The following is a 23,059-nucleotide window of genomic DNA, read 5'->3' on the forward strand; positions in this document are numbered from 1 at the left end:
TTATCGGAGGCTGTCAGAAAACTGATGAGGTGACCTTATGCAGCAAAACAGCTTAACCGCTAAGGATACGCGGGGCAGCATGACCGGTACGAAGGCGCAGCTTGTCTTCGCGGGGATAGTCATCGTCGCGGTGGTGGTGCTCCTCCTCGTGTTCAACCTGCTTGCACACGGCAAATTCCTGGAATGGATGAATATAAAAATCGTACTCGCGAATATGGTCTACCCGACGTTTATGGCGTGGGGAATGTGCTTCATTTTTGCCTGCGGCTATACCGATATGTCGTGGGGCGCCGTGGTCGTCCTCGCGTCGTTTGGGGTGGGCGTTTTCGGCAATATGTACGGCCTTGCCGGCGCTCTGATTGCAGGGATCGTCATCGGGACAAGCCTTGTATTCATAAACTTCTGCGTTTTCGCGTTTACGAAAATACCGTCGTGGATCGCCAGCCTCAGCCTTGCGATGATTTACGAAGCCGCCGCCGTGGCTCTCTATGTCGGCAGATCGACGGGGTCGCTTGTGGAGGCTCCGCTGGACAAGAATTTGCGCATACTCGGGCAGCTGCCCTGGAGTATGCTCGTGCTCGCAGCGGGGTTCATTATCATTTACTTTGTATACAACCGCACAATCATCGGCTTCAATATCCGCGCTATCGGCGGAAACACTGCTGTCTCGCGTTCCCTCGGCGTGAACGTGAATAAGACGCTTTTGTGGGTCGGGCTTATCTGCGGCCTGCTCATAGGCGTCACATCGTTCCTGCAGGAGAGTTATTCGGGTATCACGACAGTCAAGACGGGACTGTCAAGCATATTCCTCATTTTCCAGCCGCTTGCTATCGCGTTGCTCGCGGATATCATGCAAAAAAAGGTCAATATCGTCATCGCGGTGCCGCTCTGCGCATTTTTGCTGTACTCCTTGTTCAATCTCCTGACGCTGATGCATGTTCCCTCCGGGACGCTGCAGGAAGCGCTGCTTTGCGCGTTCCTCATTGTGTTCGCCGTTATCGGACAGCGCGGGATTAAGGGGGTCGTAAAATGAGTGCGGAGACAATTCTTGAGATCAAAGGCCTCCATAAATATTTTGGTCCGACCCATGCCAATAAAAACGTCAATCTGACCCTTAGGAAGGGTGAAATCAAAGGATTGATCGGCGAGAACGGCTCCGGCAAGTCAACATTGCTGTCGCAAATTGCCGGCATTTATAAATACGACGCCGGTGAAATGATACTGAACGGCAAGGCCTACGCGCCCGCGAGCCCTCTTGAAGCGAACAACGGCAAAATTGCAATGGTTACGCAGGAGCTCGGCGTCGTGGATAAGCTTCCTGTCGGGATAAACATCTTTCTCGGCCGGCTTAACAGATTTTCCAGCAGGGGCGCCGTCAATGTCAAGAAGCTGACTAAGACGGCCGCCCGGGTGTTCGAGGAATGGAACCTGCCGCCCGTGCCGCTCGGGGCGATGATGACAGGCATGATGATTGAGCAGCGCAAAATTGTCGAACTCGCGCGGGCGCTGTCAATCGAGCCGGACATTCTGCTGCTGGACGAAATCACGCAGTCCCTGTCGCTCAACAATAGAAACAATCTGTACGGGCTGATGAGCAAGCTCAAGCAGATGGGCAAATCCGTCATCGTGATCACGCATGATATTGAGGAAATGCTCGCCATCTCCGACTCGATTACCGTTCTGCGCGACGGGGCGGTTGTCGGAGACGTCAAAACGAGTGAAACGACGGCAGATAAAATCAGATATATGATGGTCGGACGCGACATCAGCGGGGACTATTACCGCGCCGATCACAAACCGGATTACTCTGACGAGGTCGTCCTCAGAGCCGACAACATCACGGTCAGCGGAGAACTTGAGGACATTTCCTTCGACGTACATAAGGGTGAGATACTCGGTTTTTGCGGGTTGAGTGACTCGGGCATTCACTCGATCGGAAAAACCGTGTATGGATTATCAAAGCTAAAGAGCGGCAGCGTGCGTCTCGGTGGCGGCGAGGAAATAAAAAATGCTCCGGACGCTTTGCGCTGCAATATGGCATACGTGCCGAAAGACAGGGACAATGAGGCGCTGATGATTCACGCCAGCATACAAGAAAACTGTACGCTGCCTTCCCTGGACAAATTGAAGGGGACGTCCGGCCTCATTTCCCCCGCGAACCTGAAAAGGCTGTCGGCCGAAACAGTAGATAAGCTGTCCATAAAATGCACCGGTATAAACCAGAGCATGGATGCGCTATCCGGCGGAAACAAACAGAAGGTCAATCTCGGGCGCTGGCTCGCGAAAGACCTGAAGGTGCTTGTCCTCGACTGTCCAACGCGCGGTGTCGACGTCGGCGTCAAGAGGTATATTTATTCGCTGATGAAACAGGCGAAGGCAGACGGTATAGCGACTATCCTGATTTCTGACGAGCTGACGGAAGTTCTTGGTATGGCCGACAGGCTGATCGTCATGAAGGACGGCCGCATGTCTAAAACAATACGACGCGACGAAGAGTTTACAGAGCATTCCGTCATAGAGGTGATGATATGATGAAGAAAATCAAATTACAAACCATTGTGCCGTTTATCGCTTTCGCCGTTATATTCCTGTTTTTCACAATCGCGAGTAAAGGTAAAATGGTGTCGGCATATAATCTGGGGATGCTTATCGACCAGTCGATGGTTATAATTATCATCGGCAGCGGCATGCTTTTTGTCGTTGCGCAGGGGAGCATCGATCTGTCAGTAGGCGTAAACCTCGCGCTGTCCGGCGTCATCGGTATGTGGGCAGCCACGGCCACAGGCATCCCGTTGCTGCTTATTCCCGTCTCACTCGCCGTCGGCGCGATCATCGGGTTGTTCAACGGCGCGATTGTCAGTATGCTGAAGGTCCCATCGTTTATACTGACGATCGCCCTGCTCATCGGTGTGCCCGGTATTGTTCATCTGATACAAACACAAATCGGCGCGCAATATCTATCGTCTTCTTTGCGCTTTCTCAACATGCCGGCCGTCAAAATACCACTGTTTATCGTCATCGTCGCTCTTATGGCTGTCGTCTTTGAATTCAAGAAATCAGGGCGCTACTGTCGGGCAATCGGCGAGAATGAGACAGTCCCCAAATTCGTCGGCGTCCCCATAACGAAGGTCAAGATATTGGCTTTTATGCTGTCAGGCCTGATGGCCGGAGTTGGGTCGATATTCTCCATCCTCACGGTCGGCGGAACGAGCCAGACGATGGGTTCGTTCATGGAGATGAAGGTCGCAATGGCCATGTTCCTCGGCGGGGTACTTGTCACCGGCGGCACATCGGCGAAGATTTACAAAATGCTGCTGGGCTCATTTTCAATCACAATCATCGTGAACGGCCTGGCGATCATCGGTTATCCTGAAAGTCAGACATCGGAGTCTGTCGAAGGCATTTTGCTGCTGCTGATACTGATTGTCACGATCATTGCAACGGGGCGCGACAAGAAGAGAGGAAGTCCGCCAGATAATGAAGTGTTGTTGGATAACCAACATGTCGAGCTGACCCGGTAAATCGACCCGAGAGAAAAAAGCCTGTTTCCGCAGGCTTTTTCTTTTGGCCAATACAGTCAAAGACCACCCCCGAAAAATGCACTTCATCAATTCAGGGAAGTGCTATCTTCTGTTAACTACCACATCCTCCGATAACCGGAGACCAGGTGCTCGGAGGCCTCCGGCATGACATTTACAATCCCTAAATACGCCCTTCGTCCATCATGCCGAAACATTCGGTAAAGAACACAACTGCGTCAAGATTATATTTCTTTGCCGTCTCGTCCAGCGCTTCGTCCATGATTTCGGCGAGAAGCTGAGACTCGCAGGCGGCTCTGGCATTAATGATAACAGGCAAGTCGGCGCAGGGCTGTCCAAGCCGGCTGTCGAACTGCATATCATAGTCGACGCCTAAAAGTGAGATCTTGCAGGCTGTGCCGTCTGTGCCGTCGGCGTAAACCTTCAGGTGCGGGATGTTTCGATGCTTGTCCTTCAGCTTTGTACGGATCGCCTCGACCAGATCCCCAAGGAAAGCGTTGCCGTCAAAAGTGCCGCAGCAGATTTTTACGTAAAGCTGGCAATTGTACCAGCTCAGCTTTTGTTCCGCGGCTATGAAACTAGGCCCTCCGTATCCGATATCGATTGTTTTGAGCTGCGCGTCATGCGTCATGATATAGTCCGCAACCTTATCGATATTTGTCTTGTTTTTAGCGGAAACGGCAAAGACTTCCGCCCCGGGGCAAAAATCTCTCAAAAATTTAAGGTACGTCTCGGCGTCGGCATCGCTCAAGAGATCTATTTTGTTCAGCACTACGACATCCGCCTCCTGAAGCTGCGCTCTGAACAGATAGTTCATTTCCTCCGGAAGGTTAATGTCAGCCCGTTCCGGCATGATGGTGCGCAGCCGTTCCGGGTCGGCGATTACTGTAAACGGCGCGAGCTCAAACTCGCCGTGATATTCCCTGTCAAGCTTATGATAAACATGGTCGAGAGCGCCGACGCCACAGCCAGGAATATCGGACATAACAAGATCATTATGCTCATAGTCCATAAGGCGTCTCAGCCTGTCAACCAGATTCTCCGTTTGATAGCAGATGCACTCGCCGGTAAGCTCCGTAATATTGCAGCCACAAGCTTCGGAAAACTTGGCATCGACAAGGTTTTTAGCGCCAAGGTCGTTTGCAATAACACTCGCTTTTCCGGTATTCGCATTGATATAGTCCGCCAATGCAACCATACTGGTTGTTTTGCCCGCGCCTAAAAATCCGCTGACAACCATAAATCTTTTCATTTCAATATACTCCTTAATTATTTTGTACGTGGCAAGGCACAAATGCCAGTCTTTCCGGCCGCCATAGTTGTTCTGTCAGCATTTTGGCACGGCGCAGGAAGGGATACACATGTAAAGGTACGGAATACGCGGATGTATTCGCTTTTCATAGTGTCTCCTTTCACGACTTTAGGATGAGGAAAGATAAGGAAAATATATCATACATATTGAAAAATTTCAATTTATAAGTTGAAGGTATCTCAGATTACGTTCACTGGTTATCAAAAACTTCAATCCAATAAGCGCGCCTGCCTGCCCTTTCCAAATTATTCTTGACTCCGCTCACCAAAAATGATAACATTGTTATTAAAGATAACAGTCGAGGCTTTTCGGTGAAAGTATGAGTTACAGTTCGCGTCTGACCCGTAAGCGCATTTTAGAATGCGCCCTGCAGGAATTTATGGAGTGCGGCTATCAAAACGCCAATATGCGGAACATTGCCCGGTCGGCAAATGCCACGACCGGCGCGCTGTACAACCACTTTGCCAACAAGGCGGTGCTGTTTGACGCCTTGGTACAGGCACCGGCGGAAGAGATGCTGACCAAATTCCAGGAAATACACCGTCAGGCAATGGCAGACCTTTCCGCCCTGTCAAGCGGAGACTTGGAGAAGAAGGCCAGCTCCGGCACGGATTGGATGCTGGAGTATATCTACCGGTACCTGGATGCGTTCCGATTAATCTTTTGCCACTCGGAGGGAACGCGCTGGTCGGCCTATCTGGAGCAGCTGATTGAGATTGAAGAACGGGCTTACCGGGTCTATTGCGACACGCTGGGTAAGAACGGCAGGAGGGTGGACGATTTCTTCCTGCATGTTACCGCCGCCACCGGATTTCAATATTTGGTGGAGATCGTTTCGCACAATTTGCCCTATGAACAAGCGGTCGCCGTCATGGACAGCGTGAAACGGTACGGTATGGCCGGCTGGAGTGAAATATTGGGGCTTCGGCCCTGATTTTTTCGGGCGCAAGTTAGAATGGTCTAACTTAATTATAGCAACCGGGGCGGTTCCTCGGCATATTCAAAACAAACGGAGGCTGTCATCATGTCCACAAATACCATCCAGAAAAAAACAAACCGTTTGACCGGGAAGGATCTCATCAATGTGGGAATCTACTCGGCCATCTATTTTGTCATCATTATGGCCATTGCCATGCTGGGCTACATACCAATCATGATGCCCATGCTGTGCGTTGTCGGCCCCATCATCGGCGGTATCCCTTTTATGTTGTTTTTAACGAAGGTAAAAAAGTTTGGCATGATTCTTATTATGAGCGTCATCATGGGTATTCTGATGGCCCTTACCGGCATGGGTCTGTACGCCCTTCCTGTTGCGGTGGTTTCCGCCCTTATCGCAGAGCTGGTCTGGAAACGGGCAAATTACAGCAGGGCAGGCAGCTCGATTTTGACCTGCGGCTTCTTCAACATCTGGATGTGGGGCAACTTTATTCCCCTCTTCACCAACCCTGAGAGCTATTTTTCTACCCGGACGGAGTTCGGCGCGGATTACGAGGCGGCGCTGACTGCCTTGCTGCCCGGCTGGATGTCCCCCGTTCTGCTGATCTGTTGCTTTGTCTGCGGCATGCTTGGCGGCCTTCTGGGCCGGTCCCTGCTGAAAAAACACTTTTCCAAGGCGGGGATCGCCTGATGGCTTCCAGCATCCTGCAAACCACCGGACAGAAAAGGGGGATGATTCTGGACCCCCGAACCAAGCTGCTGCTGCTGGTCACTGTATCCATCTTTGTGCTGGGGGGACTGGACGGCGGCAAGCTGCCCTTCATGACACCCACCCTGTGCGTGCTGCCGCTGGTTTTGTTCCTGACGGCGGGAAAGATCAAATCAGCGCTCATCTGTCTGGTTGTCTTTATGGGAGCCTACCTGGCGGGAGGACTGCTGGTGCCACAGCTGTCGGGTATTCCTCAATTTTTGCTGCTGGGCTGCGCCGGTATTTTCAGCCGGGTCATGCCCGGTGTGGTAATGGGAATCTACGTCGTCTCTACCACGACCGTCAGCGAGTTCACGGCCGCCATGCAGAAGCTGCATGTCAGTGAAAAAATCATCATTCCCCTGTCTGTCATGTTCCGCTTTTTCCCCACAGTGGGTGAGGAATTCGGCGCCATTAACGCCGCCATGCGGATGCGGGGAATCAGCCTGGGCGGCGGAAGGGCCGGGAGAATGCTGGAGTACCGGCTGGTACCCCTGCTGACTTGTTCGGTGAAGATCGGCGAGGAGCTGTCCGCGGCGGCCCTGACCCGCGGTCTTGGGGGCGAGGTCAAACGCACCAATGTCTGCCGTATCGGCTTTCGGATTCAGGACATGATACTGATTGCCCTGTGTGCCGCCGCCTTTGCCGCCACCGCCCTGGCGTATCTGGGTGTGCTGTGAGGAAGAGCCCATGATACATATAGACCACGTCAGCTTTCAATATGCCAACGCCGATTCCGGCTCCCTGCGGGACATCTCCCTGCGGGTGGAGAGGGGGACGTGCGTGCTGCTGTGCGGCCAGTCCGGCTGCGGCAAAACCACCCTGACCCGGCTCGTCAACGGTCTCATCCCCCACTACTACGAAGGGCAGTTGACCGGGGAGGTGTCTGTGGGCGGACTGGACGTGAAGAACGCGGAGCTGTATGAGACTGCCCATTTGGTGGGCAGTGTGTTCCAAAATCCCCGCAGTCAGTTCTTTTGCGTGGACACCACGGGGGAAATCGCCTTTGGATGCGAAAATCTGGGGCTGCCACTGGCGGAAATCGACCGGCGGGTGGACCGTGCCGCCCATGAGATGCGCGCCACAGATTTGTTGGGACGCAGTATCTTTAACCTGTCCGGCGGCGAAAAGCAGAAAATTGCATGCGCGTCGGTGTCCGCCATGACACCGGAGGTGTTCGTTCTGGACGAGCCGACCTCCAATCTGGACATAGAAGCCATTGAGAATTTGAAGGACACCCTGCGGTTGTGGAAGGCCCAGGGAAAAACCATCCTCATTGCGGAGCATCGGCTGTATTGGCTGAGGGAGCTGTGCGACCGGGTCATTTATCTTCAGGATGGAGCGATTGAGCGGGATATCCCCATGGCGGAACTCTGTGGCTATACCGCTGAGACGCTGGCGGAGCTGGGACTGCGCACCCTGTCTCTGGATGACCTGCCCCACCGGGAAGCGCCGCCATCGCCCGGAGAGCTTCTGACCCTGCGAGGCTACCGGTACTCCTACCGCAACAGCCCCGCCCACGCTCTGGACATCCCGGAGACCATACTGCCAAAGGGCGGGGCCATCGCCGTCATCGGCCACAACGGGGCGGGTAAATCCACCCTTTCCAAATGCCTGTGCGGATTGATAAAGCACTGCAAGGGTGTCTGCAGCTGCGGAGGGGCGGCCTATTCCCGCCGTCAGATGCTGAGAAAGAGTTATATGGTCATGCAGGACGTGAACCACCAGCTCTTTTGCGAAAGCGTGGAGGATGAGCTGCGTCTGGGAATGGATGAGGCGGACGAGGCGGAGCTTCAGCGCGTCATGGACGCTCTGGAGCTGACCCCTTTCCGGGCAAGGCACCCCTTGTCCCTGTCCGGCGGCCAGAAGCAGCGGGTAGCCATCGCCTCCGCCCTGCTTGCAGGGAAGGAGCTGTTGGTGTTCGACGAACCGACCAGCGGGCTGGATTTCCATCATATGGAGCAGACCGCCCGTCTGTTGGAATCCCTGGACGGGAGGCAGACCATATTCATCATTACCCACGACCCGGAACTCGTCGTCCGTTGCTGCAATTTCGTGCTGCATCTGGAAAACGGGCGTGTCAAGGAGCAATACGCCCTTGATTGTGAGGGCGAAACGCGGCTGCGTCATTTTTTTGAACGCAAGGAAAGGAAGCGTGTTTAGATGGATCATACGGAAAAACATAAGAGAGGAGCATTTTCCTATCTCTTCGAGTGGGCGGCGCCCTATCGGGGGAAATGCGCGCTGTCCGTTGTGACGGCGACTTTGGGGGTACTGTGCGCTGTCGTCCCCTACTTTTGCGTCAGCAAAATCGTGACTCTGCTGATCGCCGGGGAGCGGTCACTCTCCCCATACCTGTTCTGGGTGGTGGCAGCCGCGCTGTTCTGGGCGGGAAATTATCTGTTCCACTCCATCTCCACCACAATCTCCCACGGCGCTGCCTTTGCCGTCATCGCGGATACCCGGCGGCGAATGTGCGAAAAGCTGGCCCGGCTGTCCATGGGGAAGGTCCTTGCCCGCCCCAGCGGTGTGACCAAGAACATCATTGTGGAGCGCTTGGACGGCATTGAGCCCACCCTGGCGCATGTGGTACCGGAAATGACAAGCAAGCTGCTGGCTCCGGTGGCCATTCTCATCTACGTGTTTATTTTGGACTGGCGTGTGGCTTTGTGGTCGCTGCTCACGTTTCCGATCGGAATGCTGGCCATGATGGGAATGCGCGTCGGCTACGAAGAGAAATACAGCCGATACGTGAAATCCGGCAAGAATCTCAACGCGGTCGCTGTGGAGTATATTAACGGCATCGAGGTTATCAAGACCTTCAGCCAAACGGCCAAGACCTACAAAAAATTTACCGACGCGGCACATGAGTCCGCTCATTCCGCCATCGACTGGATGAAGGACACCCAGATTTTCTTCTCTCTGGGTATGGTGGTCATTCCCTCAGTGCTGGTAAGCGTTCTACCCGCCTGCGTGCTGTTTTATTTGCAGGGAACGTTGCCGGTGAACGAAATTGTTGTGATCGTGGTGCTGTGTCTGGGCATGATGCCGCCCCTCATCGGCGCGATGAGCTACAGCGACGATCTGGCAAAAATCGGGACCATCGTGGGGGAGATCAACTCCATTCTTGAGGACGAGGAGCTCCGGCGTCCCGAAACAAACGTGCAGCTGGACCGCTTTGACATTGAGGGTAAGGCCGTGCGCTTCAGCTATAAGGACACCGAGGTGCTCCACAGCGTGGATTTCTTCTTCCGGGAAGGCACCGTCAATGCCCTGGTAGGCCCCTCCGGCAGCGGGAAGTCCACCCTCGCCCGGCTCATTGCCTCCATGTGGGATGTTACCGGCGGCAGTATCACCATCGGCGGGGTGGATGTCAGGGACATTCCTCTCCGCCAGCTCAATGAGATGATCGCCTATGTCTCCCAGGACAATTTCCTGTTCAACGAAACGGTGCGGGAGAACCTGCGCAAAGGCCGTCCCGGAGCCACTGACGCAGAGGTGGAGGCCAGCGCCAGGGCCTCCGGCTGTCACGAGTTCATTATGCAGCTGGAAAAGGGGTATGACACAATGGTGGGCAGCGCCGGAGGACATCTCTCCGGCGGCGAGCGCCAGCGGCTATCCATCGCCCGGGCCATGCTGAAGGACGCGCCCATCGTTATTCTGGACGAAGCCACCGCCTACACCGACCCGGAGAATGAGGCCGTTATCCAAAATGCGGTGGCCCGGCTGGTCAGGGGCAAGACCCTGATTGTGGTAGCTCACCGGCTGTCCACCATCACCGACTCCGACCAGATCGTGATGGTTCGCGACGGCCATATTGAGGCGGCAGGCACTCATGAAACGCTGCTGGAGGACTGCACGCTGTACCGTCACCTGTGGGAAACCCATATCGGCTCGAAAGACGCAGTGGAGGTGAAATGATGTTTGGTTATATCAAGAAATTCCTCGATTTTGCCCAGGAACAGCGGAAAAACATGGCGGGCGCGTTGGTTTTAGGCTTTTTCCAGAGTATCTTCAACGCCTTTAGCCTGCTGGCGGCAGCCTATGTGCTGGGCGCCATTCTGGACGGCTCCGTTCGGACCGGCACCGCATGGATTGCCATGGGCATTGTGCTGGCGGGTATGGTGGGCGCCTATCTGTGCAATTACTTTTCCACCCAGCTCCAGACCACGGCGGGATATACCACCGGCGCCCGGGCCCGCATCCGCATTGCGGAAAAGCTGCGCTACGCGCCCATGGGCTACTTTAACCAGCGCAATCTGGGGCAGATTGCCAATATCGCCACCAATACCGCCGAAAGCCTTCAGGAAACCCTGACCCGGTGCATGCTTTTGTCGGTGCAGGGTGTGCTGACCACGGCTGCCATCAATATTATGATGTTTATCTTCGACTGGCGCATCGGCCTTGTCACTCTGGCGGGCTTCGTTCTGTTCCTGCTGGTCAACGCCCGCCTTCACAGGGCGGGGGAAAAGCTGTCCGAGCGTAAGATCAAGTCGGTAGAAAACGCCGTGGAGGCTATTTTGGAGTATGTTCAGGGTATCGCCGTCATCAAGTCGTACAACCTGACGGGCAGTGCGAACAAAAAGGTCTCCGACGCCATTACGGAGGAAAAGGTGGTGGCCTATGGGCTGGAACGGGCCTTTGTCCCCCTCATGTCTCTTCAGGGACTGGTGACTAAGCTGGCCGGCCTTGCCATTGTCATTTGCGCGGTGCTGTTTTGCATCGACGGCTCTATGCAGCTGAGCAGCGGCCTTGTTGTTTGCATCGCCGCCTTTATGGTCTACAATGAGCTGGCCTCCGGCGGCAATATGTCCGCCCTGCTGCGCATTGCCGCTTTGTCCATCGACAACATTAACGCGACGCTGAATATGCCCGTTATGGACGAAAAAGGCACGGATATCCAGCCGGACAGCAAGGCCATTGCCGTTGAGAACGTCAGCTTCTCCTACGACAAGCGAAAAATCATCGACGGAGTGAGTGTGGATATCCCCGCAGGCTCCACTCTGGCTATCGTAGGCGGCTCAGGCAGCGGCAAGACGACTCTGTGCAACCTTATCATCCGCTTCTGGGACGTAGACGAGGGCCGTATCAAGCTGGGAAATCACGACGTACGGGAGTACACCCTGGACAGCCTGCTGAAAAATTACAGCATGGTATTCCAAAATGTCTATCTCTTCAATGACACCATTGCGGGCAACATCCGCTTCGGCCGGCCTGACGCCACCCTGGAAGAGGTGCGGGACGCCGCCCGGCGGGCCTGCTGCGACGACTTCATCATGGCCCTGCCCGACGGCTACGATACGGTGATCGGAGAAGGCGGCGCCAGCATCTCCGGTGGGGAAAAGCAGCGCATCTCCATCGCCCGGGCCATCATCAAGGACAGCCCCATCATCATTCTGGATGAAGCCACCGCCAATGTGGACCCAGAAAACGAGTGGATGCTCCAGCAGGCTATCCGGGAGCTGACCAAGTCCAAAACGGTCATCATGATCGCCCATCGGCTGAAAACCGTCCGCAACGCGGACAGGATCATCGTCATCGAAAATGGGCGCATCGTCCAAGAGGGCACCCACGCGGCGTTGATGGCGCAGGGCGGACGGTACGCCGACTTTATCGGCATGCGGGAGCAGTCCATCGGCTGGAAGCTGGGGCGGCAGGCGACTTAATAAAATGAAGGCGTCCAAAATGCCGGGCAAATAAGGGAGCAGGAGAAAACTCCTGCTCCCTTTGGTAACGGCTGTATTTAATTCTTTTGAATTATACGTAGTCGCTAAGCAAAGAAATTATTGTTCACCCTTTTTTACATCTTTGATTTTAAAGGAAAGAATGAAACCGATGACGGATAGTATCAAAGCAAAATAAAAACCGTAATGGGAGCCGTTCGTAAAGGCATCCGCTTCGTTTGTACCGCCGCGAGAGAAATATGCAGTTTGTCCAATGCCAAGCAGACATGTGGCAATGGCAGTACTGATAGCGCCGATGATCTGCTGCATTGTACTGATTATTGTGCTTCCATCCCGTGAGAGATTTGGCGGGAGTGCATTCATTCCGCTGGTCTGTGCCGGGGACATAACCAATGGAATACCAATCATGATAATGATATGGCAGAAAATTATGTAGCCAAGAGAGCTGTGTGACGACGTTAAAATAAAAAGAATTGTACCTGCAATTACGGCAATAAATCCAATTTTAACCAGGTACTTTGCTCCGAACTTGTCGTAAAGCCGCCCGGAAAGGAAAGAAAACAAAGCATTGGTTAACCCACCGGGGAGCAAAATAATTCCTGTCATAGCCACCGGAATTGAAAGTCCGTTTTGAATATATTGGGGCAGCAGGAACATAGATGACAATATAATACTAAAGTTTATCATCACGACGATTGCGCCCGTCCGGAATCTTGGAACCTTCAGTGCTTTCAAATCAAGGACCGGAGTCTCCATTTTGAACTGCCTTCTCGCATAAAAAATAATGGCAGTGATACCGATTAACAATGTCAAAATAACAGGAAGAGAAAATCCGAATTCACTGGCCAGACTCACGCTGAATACCAAGCCCCCAAAACCAATAACAGAAGTTAGGCATGATATTCCGTCAATTTTCGGTTTTGTTATCTTATAAGGATTCACCATAAAGAGCACTACAGCAATTAAGGCCACAGCTGCTATGATAACAAAGATAAAGAATATCCAGCGCCAGGAAAGCATTCCTAAGATAATACCTGAAAGAGTTGGGCCAACAACTGGCGCAAACATTATAACCAGAGAGGCTATGCCGATAGCAGACCCAATTTTATTGATAGGAAAAAGCTCTAAAACAATTGAAAACATCATCGGAATAAGAAGTCCGGTACCAATTCCCTGGATCATGCGTCCAACAAGAAGAATTCTGAAATCAGGCGCAAAACCGCTGATAAGAGAACCAAATATAAATGCGCCCAAAGCAAAAACAATCAGTTTTCTTACAGAAAAACACCGCATCAGTAAACTGGTGAAGGGAAGAACGATCCCAATGACAAGCATGTAACCAACCACCAGCCACTGTACGATGCCCGCACTAATATGAAAAGTATCCATGAGTTTCGGGAGCGCAATATTTAAAGATGTCTCACTAAACAAACCACAAAATGCACCTATATATAATCCTAACATAGCCAGATACGGATGCTTTACATCCATTCTGGCTTTTGACGGTTGTTGCTCCATAAATAAATTACCTCATCAATCTGTCTTTCTATCTTTGTAACATGCTTTAAAGAGAATCTTGACTTAACAAAACATTTAGAATATTACTAATTGCAGAGAGTGGTACCGTATCTTTTCTCGTAACACAAATAGTAATAGCTCCCTCAATCATTATTTCAATGGCCATACCCAATTCTTCAGCCTTTTGTGGAGCAAACCCGCTCTGGATCAATTTATGGGCGTATACATTACTTAATTCAGTAAATACCTGTTCACAAGCCAATCTTAATTTCTCATTTGAAGAATAGGTCTCTAAAGCCATTAAACTTATTGAGATATCTTGAAGCTTATTTTCATCATTCAGGTCATCTGTGATATTACTTATTAAGTATTTAAGAGCTTCCACCGGGTCCGAATATTTATCCATGGTACCACGTAATCTTTCTACTATGGACTTACATGCCAATTGAATTGCTTCCAGGGCTAACTGTTCTTTACCTTCGGGGAAATAATAATAAAGCGAGCCTTTAGGCGATTTGCTTTCTTCTAAGATCTCATTTAATCCGGTAGCATTAAAGCCGTTGATTTGAAAAAGTTTTGTGGCAGTATTCAGTATTTTTTCCCTTGAGGTATTTTGAGTGTTCATAAAATATATCCTTTCGTAAATTATAGAGACTGGTCTACATAATGGTAGCCGAATCAAAGGCCAATGTCAATAATCACTTTAGTTTCGCGCCGTTTTTCAATTGGACGACGTGCTAATCAATTTTTGCTACAAATGATTAATAATTTCCTTTGCAGGCATTATTGTAATTTACTGACTTTTGGTATTATTAACTGTTTGTTAATGGATTGCGTTGACACTATTAACTTAATTGCGTATTATTTGATGTAATTTAATACAATTTAATATTAATATAATCGGTAGATATAGTATTAAATTGATAATTATGTGTAGTGGATGAATTTGCCTGACGCCTGCGGGAGAAAATCCTGGACCTATAAGGAGCGCCAAACTATGCCTAAGTATATATGTCAATCGTGCGGGTATCAATATACTGCAAAAGCATCAGCACAATGCTCCCTATGTGGAAAAGGCGCAATATTGGAAGTATCCGAAAGAACAGAAAGAATCGATTTTGATTATAATGACGAGCTAAAAACTGCTGAGGACAATGCTTGGTATGCCCTTTCTCACAATAACTTTCAGCAATTTGGCTATTGGGCGGAAATTTGGATGCAAATCAATCGTATATCAAAAAAGAAAAAAGCAAATCCATTTTATGAAATTTTGGCAGTTGCTTCATATAAAACAAGATATAGAAATTATCCCAATAAGTAATGGGACCATTGACCAGATAAAAGGAAGCTTATTAAATTTTATTGGAGCATTAAATGATGGAATATGTTACATATTCTCACTGGTATTCCGAAGAAATGCTGCCTCCCGACAATAAAATCAGATGTGAAATCCAGGATATAATAAGCAGCTTAACTTATGAAAAACTCGTGCAGAGGCATCGGCATGATAATGAAATGCTGCTGAGCGAGGGAAAAAAGACAAAGGTTGGGCTCCAGTTCTCCCTCAAGAACATCCTCCGGGAAGCCTTCAGCGTCAGGGATTGGATTCCGAATCCCATGACATCAGAGGACTGCAAGAATCCGCTCCTGATTGATTATTACAAGAACAAAGTCGGCGCGACTATAACATTCAATAACCGTGTGTCTGTTGGGAGCGACTTGCTATGCTTTCAATTGGCCGGCGATATAAAGGATATTATTGATCTCGGAATATATATCTGCTGTACGAAGGCGTTTTCAAAAAAAATCTCAATAACGGAATCAACAGCGATGATCAGCTTTGAAAAGGTCACATTGGATTTGGAGACATTTAAGCCGATCGTTACCGTGCCGGTTTGGGTCATTGGATTAGTGGGATAGTAATGACTCGCAGCAAATTACGCAAAAAAGGGATGGGCATAAAATAATGAAACTGATCCTCTTGGGCGCTCCTGGCGCCGGTAAAGGTACACAAGCCAATATCTTAAGTCAAAAGCTCGGCATTCCGACGATCTCAACGGGAAATATTTTGAGAACAGCCGTTAAAAACGAGACGCCGACCGGGCTTATCGCAAAGTCTTATATGGAATCGGGCGGTCTGGTCCCGGACAATGTGATTATGGGGGTCGTCAATGAGCGGCTCTCCGAGCCGGACTGTCTGAACGGCTACATACTTGACGGCATACCGCGAACCATCGACCAGGCGAAGGCGCTGGAGGACGACGGGGTGGACATCGATACCGCTCTGCTCATCGAGATATCCGACGCAGAGATCGAAGCGCGCATGACGGGCCGGCGTACATGCCCTGTCTGCAGTACAACCTACCATATCAGGAGCAATCCACCTAAAGATTCCAATATCTGCGATATATGCGGCAGCGAGCTTACTATTCGAAAAGACGACGAGCCCGAAACGGTAAAAAATCGTCTGAGGGTTTATCATCAGCAAACTGAGCCGCTAATTGAATTCTATAAATCAAGAAGCAAGCTCAAAACAGTCGATAATCAACCGACCATTGAGGCGACGACTGAGGCTATTAATAAAATCATAAGTATCCCTGATTAGACTCCCACGAGGCGGAGCGTTCCGCCTGACGAGTAAAGATTATGTCTTAGTTCTAAAACCTTTCAGATAATAAGGAAGCACCCGATTTTGCCTGCAAATGAGCAAAATCGGGTGCTTCATAATGGACGATACAGGACTCGAACCTGTGACCCTTCGCACGTCAAGCGAATGCTCTACCAGCTGAGCTAATCGTCCGGGTCAGCGAACGTTATTGTACAATAGCGGGGACAAATTGTCAACCCTAAATTTTTCACCTGGGGGCGCTGCGGCCCCCAGGCGAAAACGCCGTATATTTTTATTCCGCGGCCTGGGTGCGCTTCAATTCGATGTACTCGTCGTACGTCATCGTCCTGTCGACGATCTTGCCGCCGTCGGTGAATTCAACGATGCGGTTGGCCACGGTCTGGATGAGCTGATGGTCGTGGGTGGTGAAGATGATATTGCCCTTGAAGTCGTCCATGCCGTTGTTGAGCGCCGCGATGCTCTCCAGATCGAGATGGTTCGTGGGCTGATCGAACATCAGGACATTCGCCCCCGAGAGCATCATCTTCGACAGCATGCACCGGACCTTTTCGCCGCCCGACAAGACCTTGACCTGCTTGTAAACGTCGTCGCCGGAAAAGAGCATGCGTCCCAAAAACGTGCGGAGATAGCTCTCGCGCTTGTCCTCGGAAAACTGGCGCATCCAGTCCATCAGGTCCAGGTCGCACTCATTGAAATAGGCGGAGTTGTCCTTGGGGAAATAGGCCTGCGTGGTGGAAACGCCCCATTTGACGCTCCCCTCGTCCGGCTCCAGCTCGCCGGCCAGAATTTTGAACATGGTGGTGATGGCGATCTCATTGGCGCCGATGAAGGCGATCTTGTCGTCGCGCCCCATGATGAAGCTGACGTTGTCCAGGATCTTGGCGCCGTCGATCGTCTTGGAAACCTCGGTGACAAAGAGCCTGTCCTTGCCCGGCTCCCGCGCCATGGTAAAACCGACCCACGGGTACCGGCGGGAAGACGCCGGTATCTCCTCCAGCGTGAGCTTATCGAGGAGCTTGCGGCGGGAGGTCGCCTGGCGGGACTTTGATTTATTGGCCGAGAAGCGCCGGATGAACTCTTCCAGATCGCGGATTTTATCCTCGCTTTTTTTGTTCTGTTCCTTTGCAAGGCGCTGCATCATCTGGCTGGCGTCGTACCAGAAGTCGTAGTTGCCCACGTACATCCTGATCTTGTTGTAGTCAATATCGACGATGTGAGTGCAGACCGTATTGAGGAAATACCGGTCATGGGAGACGACGATGACGGTCCCCTCGTAATCCAGCAGGAAATCCTCCAGCCAGACCACGGAGTTCACGTCCAGGTTGTTCGTCGGCTCGTCCAGCAGGATGATGTCCGGCGTGCCGAACAGCGCCTGGGCCAGCAGCACCTTGACCTTCTGCCGAGGGTCCATGTCGCTCATCTTGTATTCGTGGTACGATGTGGCGATGCCGAGCCCCTGGAGGAGCTGGGAGGCGTTCGATTCGGCCTCCCAGCCGCCCAGCTCGGCAAACTCCTCCTCCAGCTCGGCGGCGCGGATGCCGTCGGCATCGGAGAAATCCTCTTTGTTATAGATGGCGTCCTTCTCGCGGCCGCACTCGTACAGGCGCATATTGCCCATGATCACCGTCTCGATGACCTTGTAGTCGTCGTACATGTTCTGGTCCTGCTTGAGGACCGACATGCGGACCTTCTGCTTGATCTCGACATTTCCCGTCGACGGTTCCAGCTCGCCGGCCAGAATTTTGAGGAATGTGGACTTGCCGGACCCGTTGGCGCCGATGACGCCATAGCAGTTTCCGGCTGTGAACCGAAGGTCGACGCGGGAGAACAGCGGCGTCCCACCGTATTGTAAGCTCAGGTTGTTGACAGTAATCATGAATAATATCCTTTTGTAATTAATAATATGATTGCAGCGCGTTGCCGTGTCGGATGAATCTCACTTGAGTTCCTTCGCCTCGGCAACGGCGCGTTTGCCCATTTCATATGCCCGCCGGCAGTCCTGGGGGAACACCTCGTTGTGGCGCTTTATTCTGTCGTCGACGTCGAACATGCCGGCGTCGTACTTGCCGTAATCGTCGAACTGGAGCGTGGCGTTGGCCTCGATGAGCTCCGCCGGCCCGATAAAGCGGCTCATGGTCCCGATAAGCCCCTCGTTGAGCGACTTGTGAAAGCCGAATTCCGGCGCGTTAGTCGTCAAGATAATTTTTACAGGCATACTTTTGGGGGCTCTGACCGTATGCTCTTTATTGTACATGAGGATCGAGAACCACAGCCGCTCCAGAAATGCCCGGACGTCGGCCGTCACGTCGCCGAAATAGACCGGCGAGCCGACAATCAGCACGTCGGCGTCCCAGACGTCATCGAGAACCCGGGTCAGATCGTCGCGCATGGCGCATTTGGCATAGCTCGGCCCTCCGAGCCTCTTGCAGCCGAAGCAGCTGGTACAGCCCTTGAATTTCAGGTCGATCAGATGTACCAATTCCGTTTCCGCGCCGGCGTCCCTGCAGCCGCTGAGCGCGCTTTCGAGCATTTGGGCCGTGTTCCATTTCCTTCTAGGGCTCCCGTTGACGGCAATAGCTTTCATAACAGCCTCCTTCGTGCCGATGGCACAAACAATGTTTTTTATTACCGCAATTATACCAAATCCTATGTATAAAAGAAAAGTCCATTTTCGCATTGCGCATTGAATAAATTAAAGCAATCGCCATGAACTGAGGACCGGTGAGCATCGATATGAAATTATTCAGAAGCGCCGCGCTTTTTCTCTGCATCACCCTGAGCGCCGCCTTTGCCCCCGCAGCGGCGGCCGGCAGCCAGCCGAGCCAGCCGGTAACGCAATACGCGGCGGAGCTGTCGCAGCGCACGGGCTTAAAATATTTTAAAAGCGAGAACACCCAGCGGTATATCGACTATAAGACGATCCATCCCGATTATTCGTGGGAAACCGTCCTCACCTACGTCAATATCGGCCTGGACACGTATTTCTATACAAATCCCGTCGTCCCGGCCGACCCCGGCGCCGTCGACGTGCTCGTCAATAAGTATCATCCGCTGCCGCCGGACTTTATACCGGCGCACCTTGAAACCATCAGCGCCCACTACAGCTCCGGCACGCGCCAGCTCACCCACGCGGCCCGCGTCGCTTTTGAAAAAATGTGCGCCGACGCCAAAAAGCTGGGCTACAGCATCTACGCCACCTCCGCGTACAGGAGCTATAGCAGGCAGCAGTCGGTTTACAGCAGCTTTCTTGACCCGGGTGACCCCAGCTCCGCCGCAGCGCAGGAGCTGTTGGCGGCGCGGCCCGGCTACAGCGAGCATCAAACGGGGCTGGCCGTGGACGTCATCCGGGCCAACGCCGCGCTGATGAATACCGCCGTATATAAATGGTACGCAAAAAACGCCCATAAATACGGGTTCATCATCCGGTACCCCTACGCGAAGGAACCGATCCTCGGATATACGAACGAGCCGTGGCACCTGCGTTATCTCGGCGTCCGGCTGGCCACCGCCGTCTACAACAGCGGCCTGACGTACGACGAATATTACGCGCGGGAGATCGACGTCCCCGCAAAGGGCGCCGACGCGCTGGCTGTGGGCGTAACCTCCAGCTCCGCCGTCACCGCCGGCGGCAGGACGGCGCAGCTGGCCACATACGATGTCCTGGGCGCGACGTATTACAAGCTGCGCGATTTCGCGGCCGTGCTGAACGGCACCGAGATGCAGTTCGATATTGTCTGGGACGACGCGGCGCGCAGGATCGTCCTCCTTTATGGCGAGGCCTATTCCGGCCAGGCGCCGCCCGCCGCCTTTGAACCCGGCCGCGCCGCGCCCCTCACGGCGGTCAGCGCGGGATTTTACACCGCCGGCGCCTCGTTTGACATGGCGTCATATGCCTCAGGCGGGTCGACCTATTACACGCTGGGCGACATTCTGCAGATGCTCGGCCTTACCGCCACGGACGACGGTCACGGCGGCCTCATCCTCTCCCCGGCCGCCGCTTAGTACCCGCATACAAAAAACCTTGCCTCCGGCAAGGTTTTTTATTTATATGCCCGTAGGGGCGATCTGTATCGCCCTGATCGCCCGTTGGTCCGCTGGCAAAGCCAAAAGGGTCTTTTCGCCGGTTACCTCAAATCCAAATAGAAATAGAGACAGCCGACGAGAGTGAGCACGACCGATATCCCGATGATGAGCTTTGATCTGCCTTTCCCGACATATCCCGGCTCCTTCTCGCGTGCCGCCTCGGAAAGTCCCTGCAACAAAAAGCCGACACCGAACAGCACCCCGCCGACGTAGGTTTTGCCGACGTTTCCAAATTCCAGCAGCAACAGCAAGCAGCTGACCGCCAGAAACACATTGCTGAGCAGATGTAGCTTTTTGAATTTCGGGGCGTTTTTATCGAAGATACTGCCGCCCCCTCCCGTTCCGACGCCCAGAGGGCCGCCGCAGTTGGGGCACTTCTTTGACGTGTCGTTGACAATTCTTTTGCATTTTGGGCAGGTGACCATCGCCATACCTGATTCTCCTCAGTAAAAGTAATACCAGCATTATATCATCAAGACGGCGTATTGACAATTCAAATCGTGCCCGGGCCGCAAAGGCCGCCGGAGCCTTGTCAGGACGCGGTGCCCTTTTCCGCGCGCACGCAGGGATTGGTGTTTTCACAGGGAACGCCCACCTGGCATTTGCCGCAGCCGTACCGGGGTTTAAAAAACAGGCTGGTGCCTCTCATAAACACCGAGCAGTCCCGATTCGATTTGCCGTCTTTCGAAAACGCGCCGGCCGGACATTTTTTCAGGCAGACGCCGCACCTGATGCAGTAATCGTAAAGGCCCGTGTAATTCCTGGCGGTAGGCTCCAGGTCCATGTCGGTCACAACGCTGAAAAACCGCCCTGCCGTACCGAGCTCCGTGATGATGCACGTATTGAGGCCAAAGGTCCCAAGACCGCAAACATACGCCACATGCCGTTCCGACCAGTTACTGGTATAGGCCGGGAGCGCCTTGCCCGGGATGTTCACATTAAAATCAAAGCGCTCGTCAATGGACGGCGAAACCGCGTGATGACCGGCTTTTATAATTTCATCGCGAATGGCGGCGCTCACCTCATTGATGAACATCTGGCCCTCGATCCTGCCATAGAGCCATTCCAGGGCAGGGATGTCCTTATCGCGCTTATTCGCGTCCTTCACACGGTCCGAAAGCGGCAAAAAGAAGCTGATGACGCTCCTGGCGCCCGGCAGCCACTGCTCCGGCCGCATAAAATGAGGGCCGATCGCGGCTGGGGCCAAAAGGGCCTCAAACGCCTCGTCATCCGCCGCCGCGACGCCCGTGACGGGCCTTTCAAAAAGCCGCATTCCAAGATATGCGGCATCGGAGTTCGTTTCGGCCTGTATGTAATTTTTCGGCGACTGATCCGTAATGTCTCCGGCCAGCTTCAGCAAATGCTCTTTATCCATAACGCAATTCCTCCTCAGATACGAACGCGGCGGCGCCGCTTTACTTATTAGATTATATAATAGGCATGTCTAAAAAATCTAATAATTAATCCGCATCAGAACGCGCGCATTTATTAATAATCCTGATAAGTCCCGCGATGAGCATCTTTTCAGCAAGTACTCATGCCATAAATTATCATTGTGTCCCCGCCGTCTCTACTAAAAACCATAAGGTCCTTTTCTATGATCTGCTTGCATTTCTCGTCAAAAAATGGTAAGATCAGATAGTTAGAACACTCTAACTTCGACGTTGATCCTTGGTAAAGGAGCTGATAAACCTATGCTTACCCCACGGCAGGCGCGGTACCTGCTTGCCATCCATGAGATGCGCGGCAGGGAGCGCAGCATGAGCAGGCTGGCCGAGACGCTGGGCGTCAGCAAGCCCAGTGTAACGAATATGATCAATGCCTTTAAACAAAAGGGCCTTGTGGACAAGGGGGGCAGTCTTGTCCTTACGGCGCAGGGGAAGGCTTTGGCCAACGAAATTTTAAGCCGGCAAGCTCTTTTAAGCGCGTATTTCTCCAGGGAGTTGGGACTTGCCGCTGAAGACATCCGAAACGACGTGCTGGCGCTGATGTTTGAAATGTCGTCGAAGTTTACGGAGAGCCTGATACGAAAAATCGAAACGGACGCGGCAAAGGCTGAGCTCCGAAGGTTTTCCGGCAGCGTCTACCTGACAAATTTTGAGGGAATCCTGCCTGATGGAATATACGAGCTTCCATTCAGGCTGCTGAAGGAAAATAACGGACAGCTTTCCATGGGCGACAAGGGTTTTATCCATCCGGCGAGACTGGTAGTGACGGGCGGCTTCGGTGTTATTAGCCTTCGGGCGGTACCGGTCACCCACAAGGCGCTGCGGGGCGATCTTTTGAAAGGCAGGCTCGCCCGGCTGTTTTACTGGAACGGCGCGGACTTTGCCGAAGCAGCGGAGCAGGACGGCGTTTATTCCCTGCCGGTCATGGGGATGCACTGGCGCCACGATGCGGAAAAGAATGTGGACTTTGGGGTGGTGCGGATCAAGGTCCATGCCAGCGTCGGCATTTTTAACATGCCCGACAGCGTCGCCGACCTGGCGATTTATCTTGAATAAAAAAATTTTTTGCAGCGATGTTAGATTATTCTAACATCGCTCTTTTTCCGACTCCCCTATTTACTAAATGGAATCGCCCGCAAAATTAGCTCTGATTAACGAAAAA

21 protein-coding genes and 1 tRNA gene are annotated in these 23,059 nt (G+C 52.5%); 14 read left to right on the forward strand and 8 right to left on the reverse strand.

What is annotated here, in order from left to right; all coding sequences use genetic code 11:
- Positions 1–37: 37 nt before the first annotated feature.
- From BUB60_RS06610 to BUB60_RS06620, 3 genes are read left to right on the forward strand one after another with little or no spacing between them, the layout of a single operon-like run.
- On the forward strand, positions 38–1,033 hold the full coding sequence (locus tag BUB60_RS06610) for an ABC transporter permease (protein ID WP_073076930.1): 996 nt from the start codon (positions 38–40) through the stop codon (positions 1,031–1,033).
- Positions 1,030–2,532: a sugar ABC transporter ATP-binding protein gene (locus BUB60_RS06615; protein WP_073076932.1), complete on the forward strand. Its 1,503-nt coding sequence runs from the start codon at positions 1,030–1,032 to the stop codon at positions 2,530–2,532. Before BUB60_RS06610 ends, BUB60_RS06615 begins: the two co-directional genes overlap by 4 nt.
- Positions 2,529–3,521, forward strand: a complete 993-nt coding sequence (locus BUB60_RS06620; RefSeq protein WP_073076934.1) for an ABC transporter permease — start codon at positions 2,529–2,531, stop codon at positions 3,519–3,521. Before BUB60_RS06615 ends, BUB60_RS06620 begins: the two co-directional genes overlap by 4 nt.
- 181 nt (positions 3,522–3,702) lie before the next feature.
- Here the strand turns inward: BUB60_RS06620 and BUB60_RS06625 are convergent, their stop codons facing one another.
- Positions 3,703–4,791, reverse strand: a complete 1,089-nt coding sequence (locus BUB60_RS06625) for a GTP-binding protein (protein WP_073076936.1) — start codon at positions 4,789–4,791, stop codon at positions 3,703–3,705.
- A gap of 379 nt (positions 4,792–5,170) precedes the next feature.
- Here BUB60_RS06625 and BUB60_RS06630 point away from each other — a divergent pair, with 379 nt between their 5' ends.
- The 6 genes from BUB60_RS06630 (at position 5,171) to BUB60_RS06655 (ending at position 12,201) form a co-directional block, all read left to right on the forward strand.
- Entirely contained in the window at positions 5,171–5,785 is a 615-nt protein-coding gene (locus BUB60_RS06630; RefSeq protein ID WP_084726304.1) for a TetR/AcrR family transcriptional regulator, read from the forward strand.
- A 90-nt stretch (positions 5,786–5,875) separates the two neighbouring features.
- The gene (locus BUB60_RS06635; RefSeq protein WP_073076941.1) at positions 5,876–6,478 is read left to right on the forward strand and encodes an MptD family putative ECF transporter S component; all 603 of its coding nucleotides are present in this window, start codon (positions 5,876–5,878) and stop codon (positions 6,476–6,478) included.
- Positions 6,478–7,215: an energy-coupling factor transporter transmembrane component T gene (locus tag BUB60_RS06640; protein ID WP_073076944.1), complete on the forward strand. Its 738-nt coding sequence runs from the start codon at positions 6,478–6,480 to the stop codon at positions 7,213–7,215. The genes BUB60_RS06635 and BUB60_RS06640 overlap by 1 nt, the downstream gene beginning before the upstream one ends.
- Before the next feature lie 10 nt (positions 7,216–7,225).
- Positions 7,226–8,698, forward strand: coding sequence for an ABC transporter ATP-binding protein (locus BUB60_RS06645; RefSeq protein WP_073076946.1), 1,473 nt, complete (start codon positions 7,226–7,228; stop codon positions 8,696–8,698).
- The gene (locus BUB60_RS06650) at positions 8,699–10,456 is read left to right on the forward strand and encodes an ABC transporter ATP-binding protein (RefSeq protein WP_073076948.1); all 1,758 of its coding nucleotides are present in this window, start codon (positions 8,699–8,701) and stop codon (positions 10,454–10,456) included.
- On the forward strand, positions 10,453–12,201 hold the full coding sequence (locus tag BUB60_RS06655; RefSeq protein ID WP_341444155.1) for an ABC transporter ATP-binding protein: 1,749 nt from the start codon (positions 10,453–10,455) through the stop codon (positions 12,199–12,201). The genes BUB60_RS06650 and BUB60_RS06655 overlap by 4 nt, the downstream gene beginning before the upstream one ends.
- Before the next feature lie 117 nt (positions 12,202–12,318).
- Here BUB60_RS06655 and BUB60_RS06660 read toward each other — a convergent pair whose 3' ends face one another.
- Together BUB60_RS06660 and BUB60_RS06665 are read right to left on the reverse strand one after the other, a co-directional pair.
- A complete protein-coding gene (locus BUB60_RS06660) occupies positions 12,319–13,737 on the reverse strand; it encodes an MDR family MFS transporter (RefSeq protein WP_073076953.1) in 1,419 nt (472 codons plus the stop codon).
- A 46-nt stretch (positions 13,738–13,783) separates the two neighbouring features.
- Positions 13,784–14,362: a TetR/AcrR family transcriptional regulator gene (locus tag BUB60_RS06665; protein WP_073076956.1), complete on the reverse strand. Its 579-nt coding sequence runs from the start codon at positions 14,360–14,362 to the stop codon at positions 13,784–13,786.
- Between the two features lie 372 nt (positions 14,363–14,734).
- Here BUB60_RS06665 and BUB60_RS19730 point away from each other — a divergent pair, with 372 nt between their 5' ends.
- The 3 genes from BUB60_RS19730 to BUB60_RS06675 are packed head-to-tail and all read left to right on the forward strand — an operon-like array spanning position 14,735 to position 16,342.
- The gene (locus tag BUB60_RS19730; protein ID WP_143162286.1) at positions 14,735–15,058 is read left to right on the forward strand and encodes a hypothetical protein; all 324 of its coding nucleotides are present in this window, start codon (positions 14,735–14,737) and stop codon (positions 15,056–15,058) included.
- A gap of 53 nt (positions 15,059–15,111) precedes the next feature.
- Positions 15,112–15,657 carry a BglII/BstYI family type II restriction endonuclease gene (locus BUB60_RS06670; protein ID WP_073076958.1) on the forward strand — a complete coding sequence of 182 codons (546 nt, stop codon included), beginning with the start codon at positions 15,112–15,114 and terminating at the stop codon, positions 15,655–15,657.
- A gap of 46 nt (positions 15,658–15,703) precedes the next feature.
- A complete protein-coding gene (locus tag BUB60_RS06675) occupies positions 15,704–16,342 on the forward strand; it encodes an adenylate kinase (RefSeq protein WP_073076961.1) in 639 nt (212 codons plus the stop codon).
- Between the two features lie 122 nt (positions 16,343–16,464).
- Here BUB60_RS06675 and BUB60_RS06680 read toward each other — a convergent pair.
- The 3 genes from BUB60_RS06680 to BUB60_RS06690 form a co-directional block, all read right to left on the reverse strand.
- A tRNA-Val gene (locus BUB60_RS06680) sits at positions 16,465–16,537 on the reverse strand.
- A gap of 100 nt (positions 16,538–16,637) precedes the next feature.
- The gene (locus BUB60_RS06685; RefSeq protein WP_073076963.1) at positions 16,638–18,242 is read right to left on the reverse strand and encodes an ABC-F family ATP-binding cassette domain-containing protein; all 1,605 of its coding nucleotides are present in this window, start codon (positions 18,240–18,242) and stop codon (positions 16,638–16,640) included.
- Between the two features lie 60 nt (positions 18,243–18,302).
- Positions 18,303–18,950, reverse strand: a complete 648-nt coding sequence (locus tag BUB60_RS06690) for a flavodoxin family protein (RefSeq protein WP_073076966.1) — start codon at positions 18,948–18,950, stop codon at positions 18,303–18,305.
- A 149-nt stretch (positions 18,951–19,099) separates the two neighbouring features.
- On the opposite strand from BUB60_RS06690, the gene BUB60_RS06695 reads away from it, so the two are divergent.
- Positions 19,100–20,368, forward strand: coding sequence for a M15 family metallopeptidase (locus BUB60_RS06695; protein ID WP_073076968.1), 1,269 nt, complete (start codon positions 19,100–19,102; stop codon positions 20,366–20,368).
- Positions 20,369–20,490: 122 nt separating this feature from the next.
- Here BUB60_RS06695 and BUB60_RS06700 read toward each other — a convergent pair whose 3' ends face one another.
- Positions 20,491–20,880, reverse strand: a complete 390-nt coding sequence (locus BUB60_RS06700) for a hypothetical protein (RefSeq protein WP_073076971.1) — start codon at positions 20,878–20,880, stop codon at positions 20,491–20,493.
- A 101-nt stretch (positions 20,881–20,981) separates the two neighbouring features.
- Positions 20,982–21,824 carry a 4Fe-4S binding protein gene (locus BUB60_RS06705; protein ID WP_073076973.1) on the reverse strand — a complete coding sequence of 281 codons (843 nt, stop codon included), beginning with the start codon at positions 21,822–21,824 and terminating at the stop codon, positions 20,982–20,984.
- Positions 21,825–22,143: 319 nt separating this feature from the next.
- On the opposite strand from BUB60_RS06705, the gene BUB60_RS06710 reads away from it, so the two are divergent.
- Positions 22,144–22,953 carry a MarR family transcriptional regulator gene (locus tag BUB60_RS06710; protein ID WP_073076975.1) on the forward strand — a complete coding sequence of 270 codons (810 nt, stop codon included), beginning with the start codon at positions 22,144–22,146 and terminating at the stop codon, positions 22,951–22,953.
- The last annotated feature ends 106 nt before the right edge of the window (positions 22,954–23,059 follow it).

It is taken from the genome of Sporobacter termitidis DSM 10068 (genome assembly GCF_900130065.1).
GTDB classification, from domain to species: Bacteria; Bacillota; Clostridia; order Oscillospirales; family Oscillospiraceae; genus Sporobacter; species Sporobacter termitidis.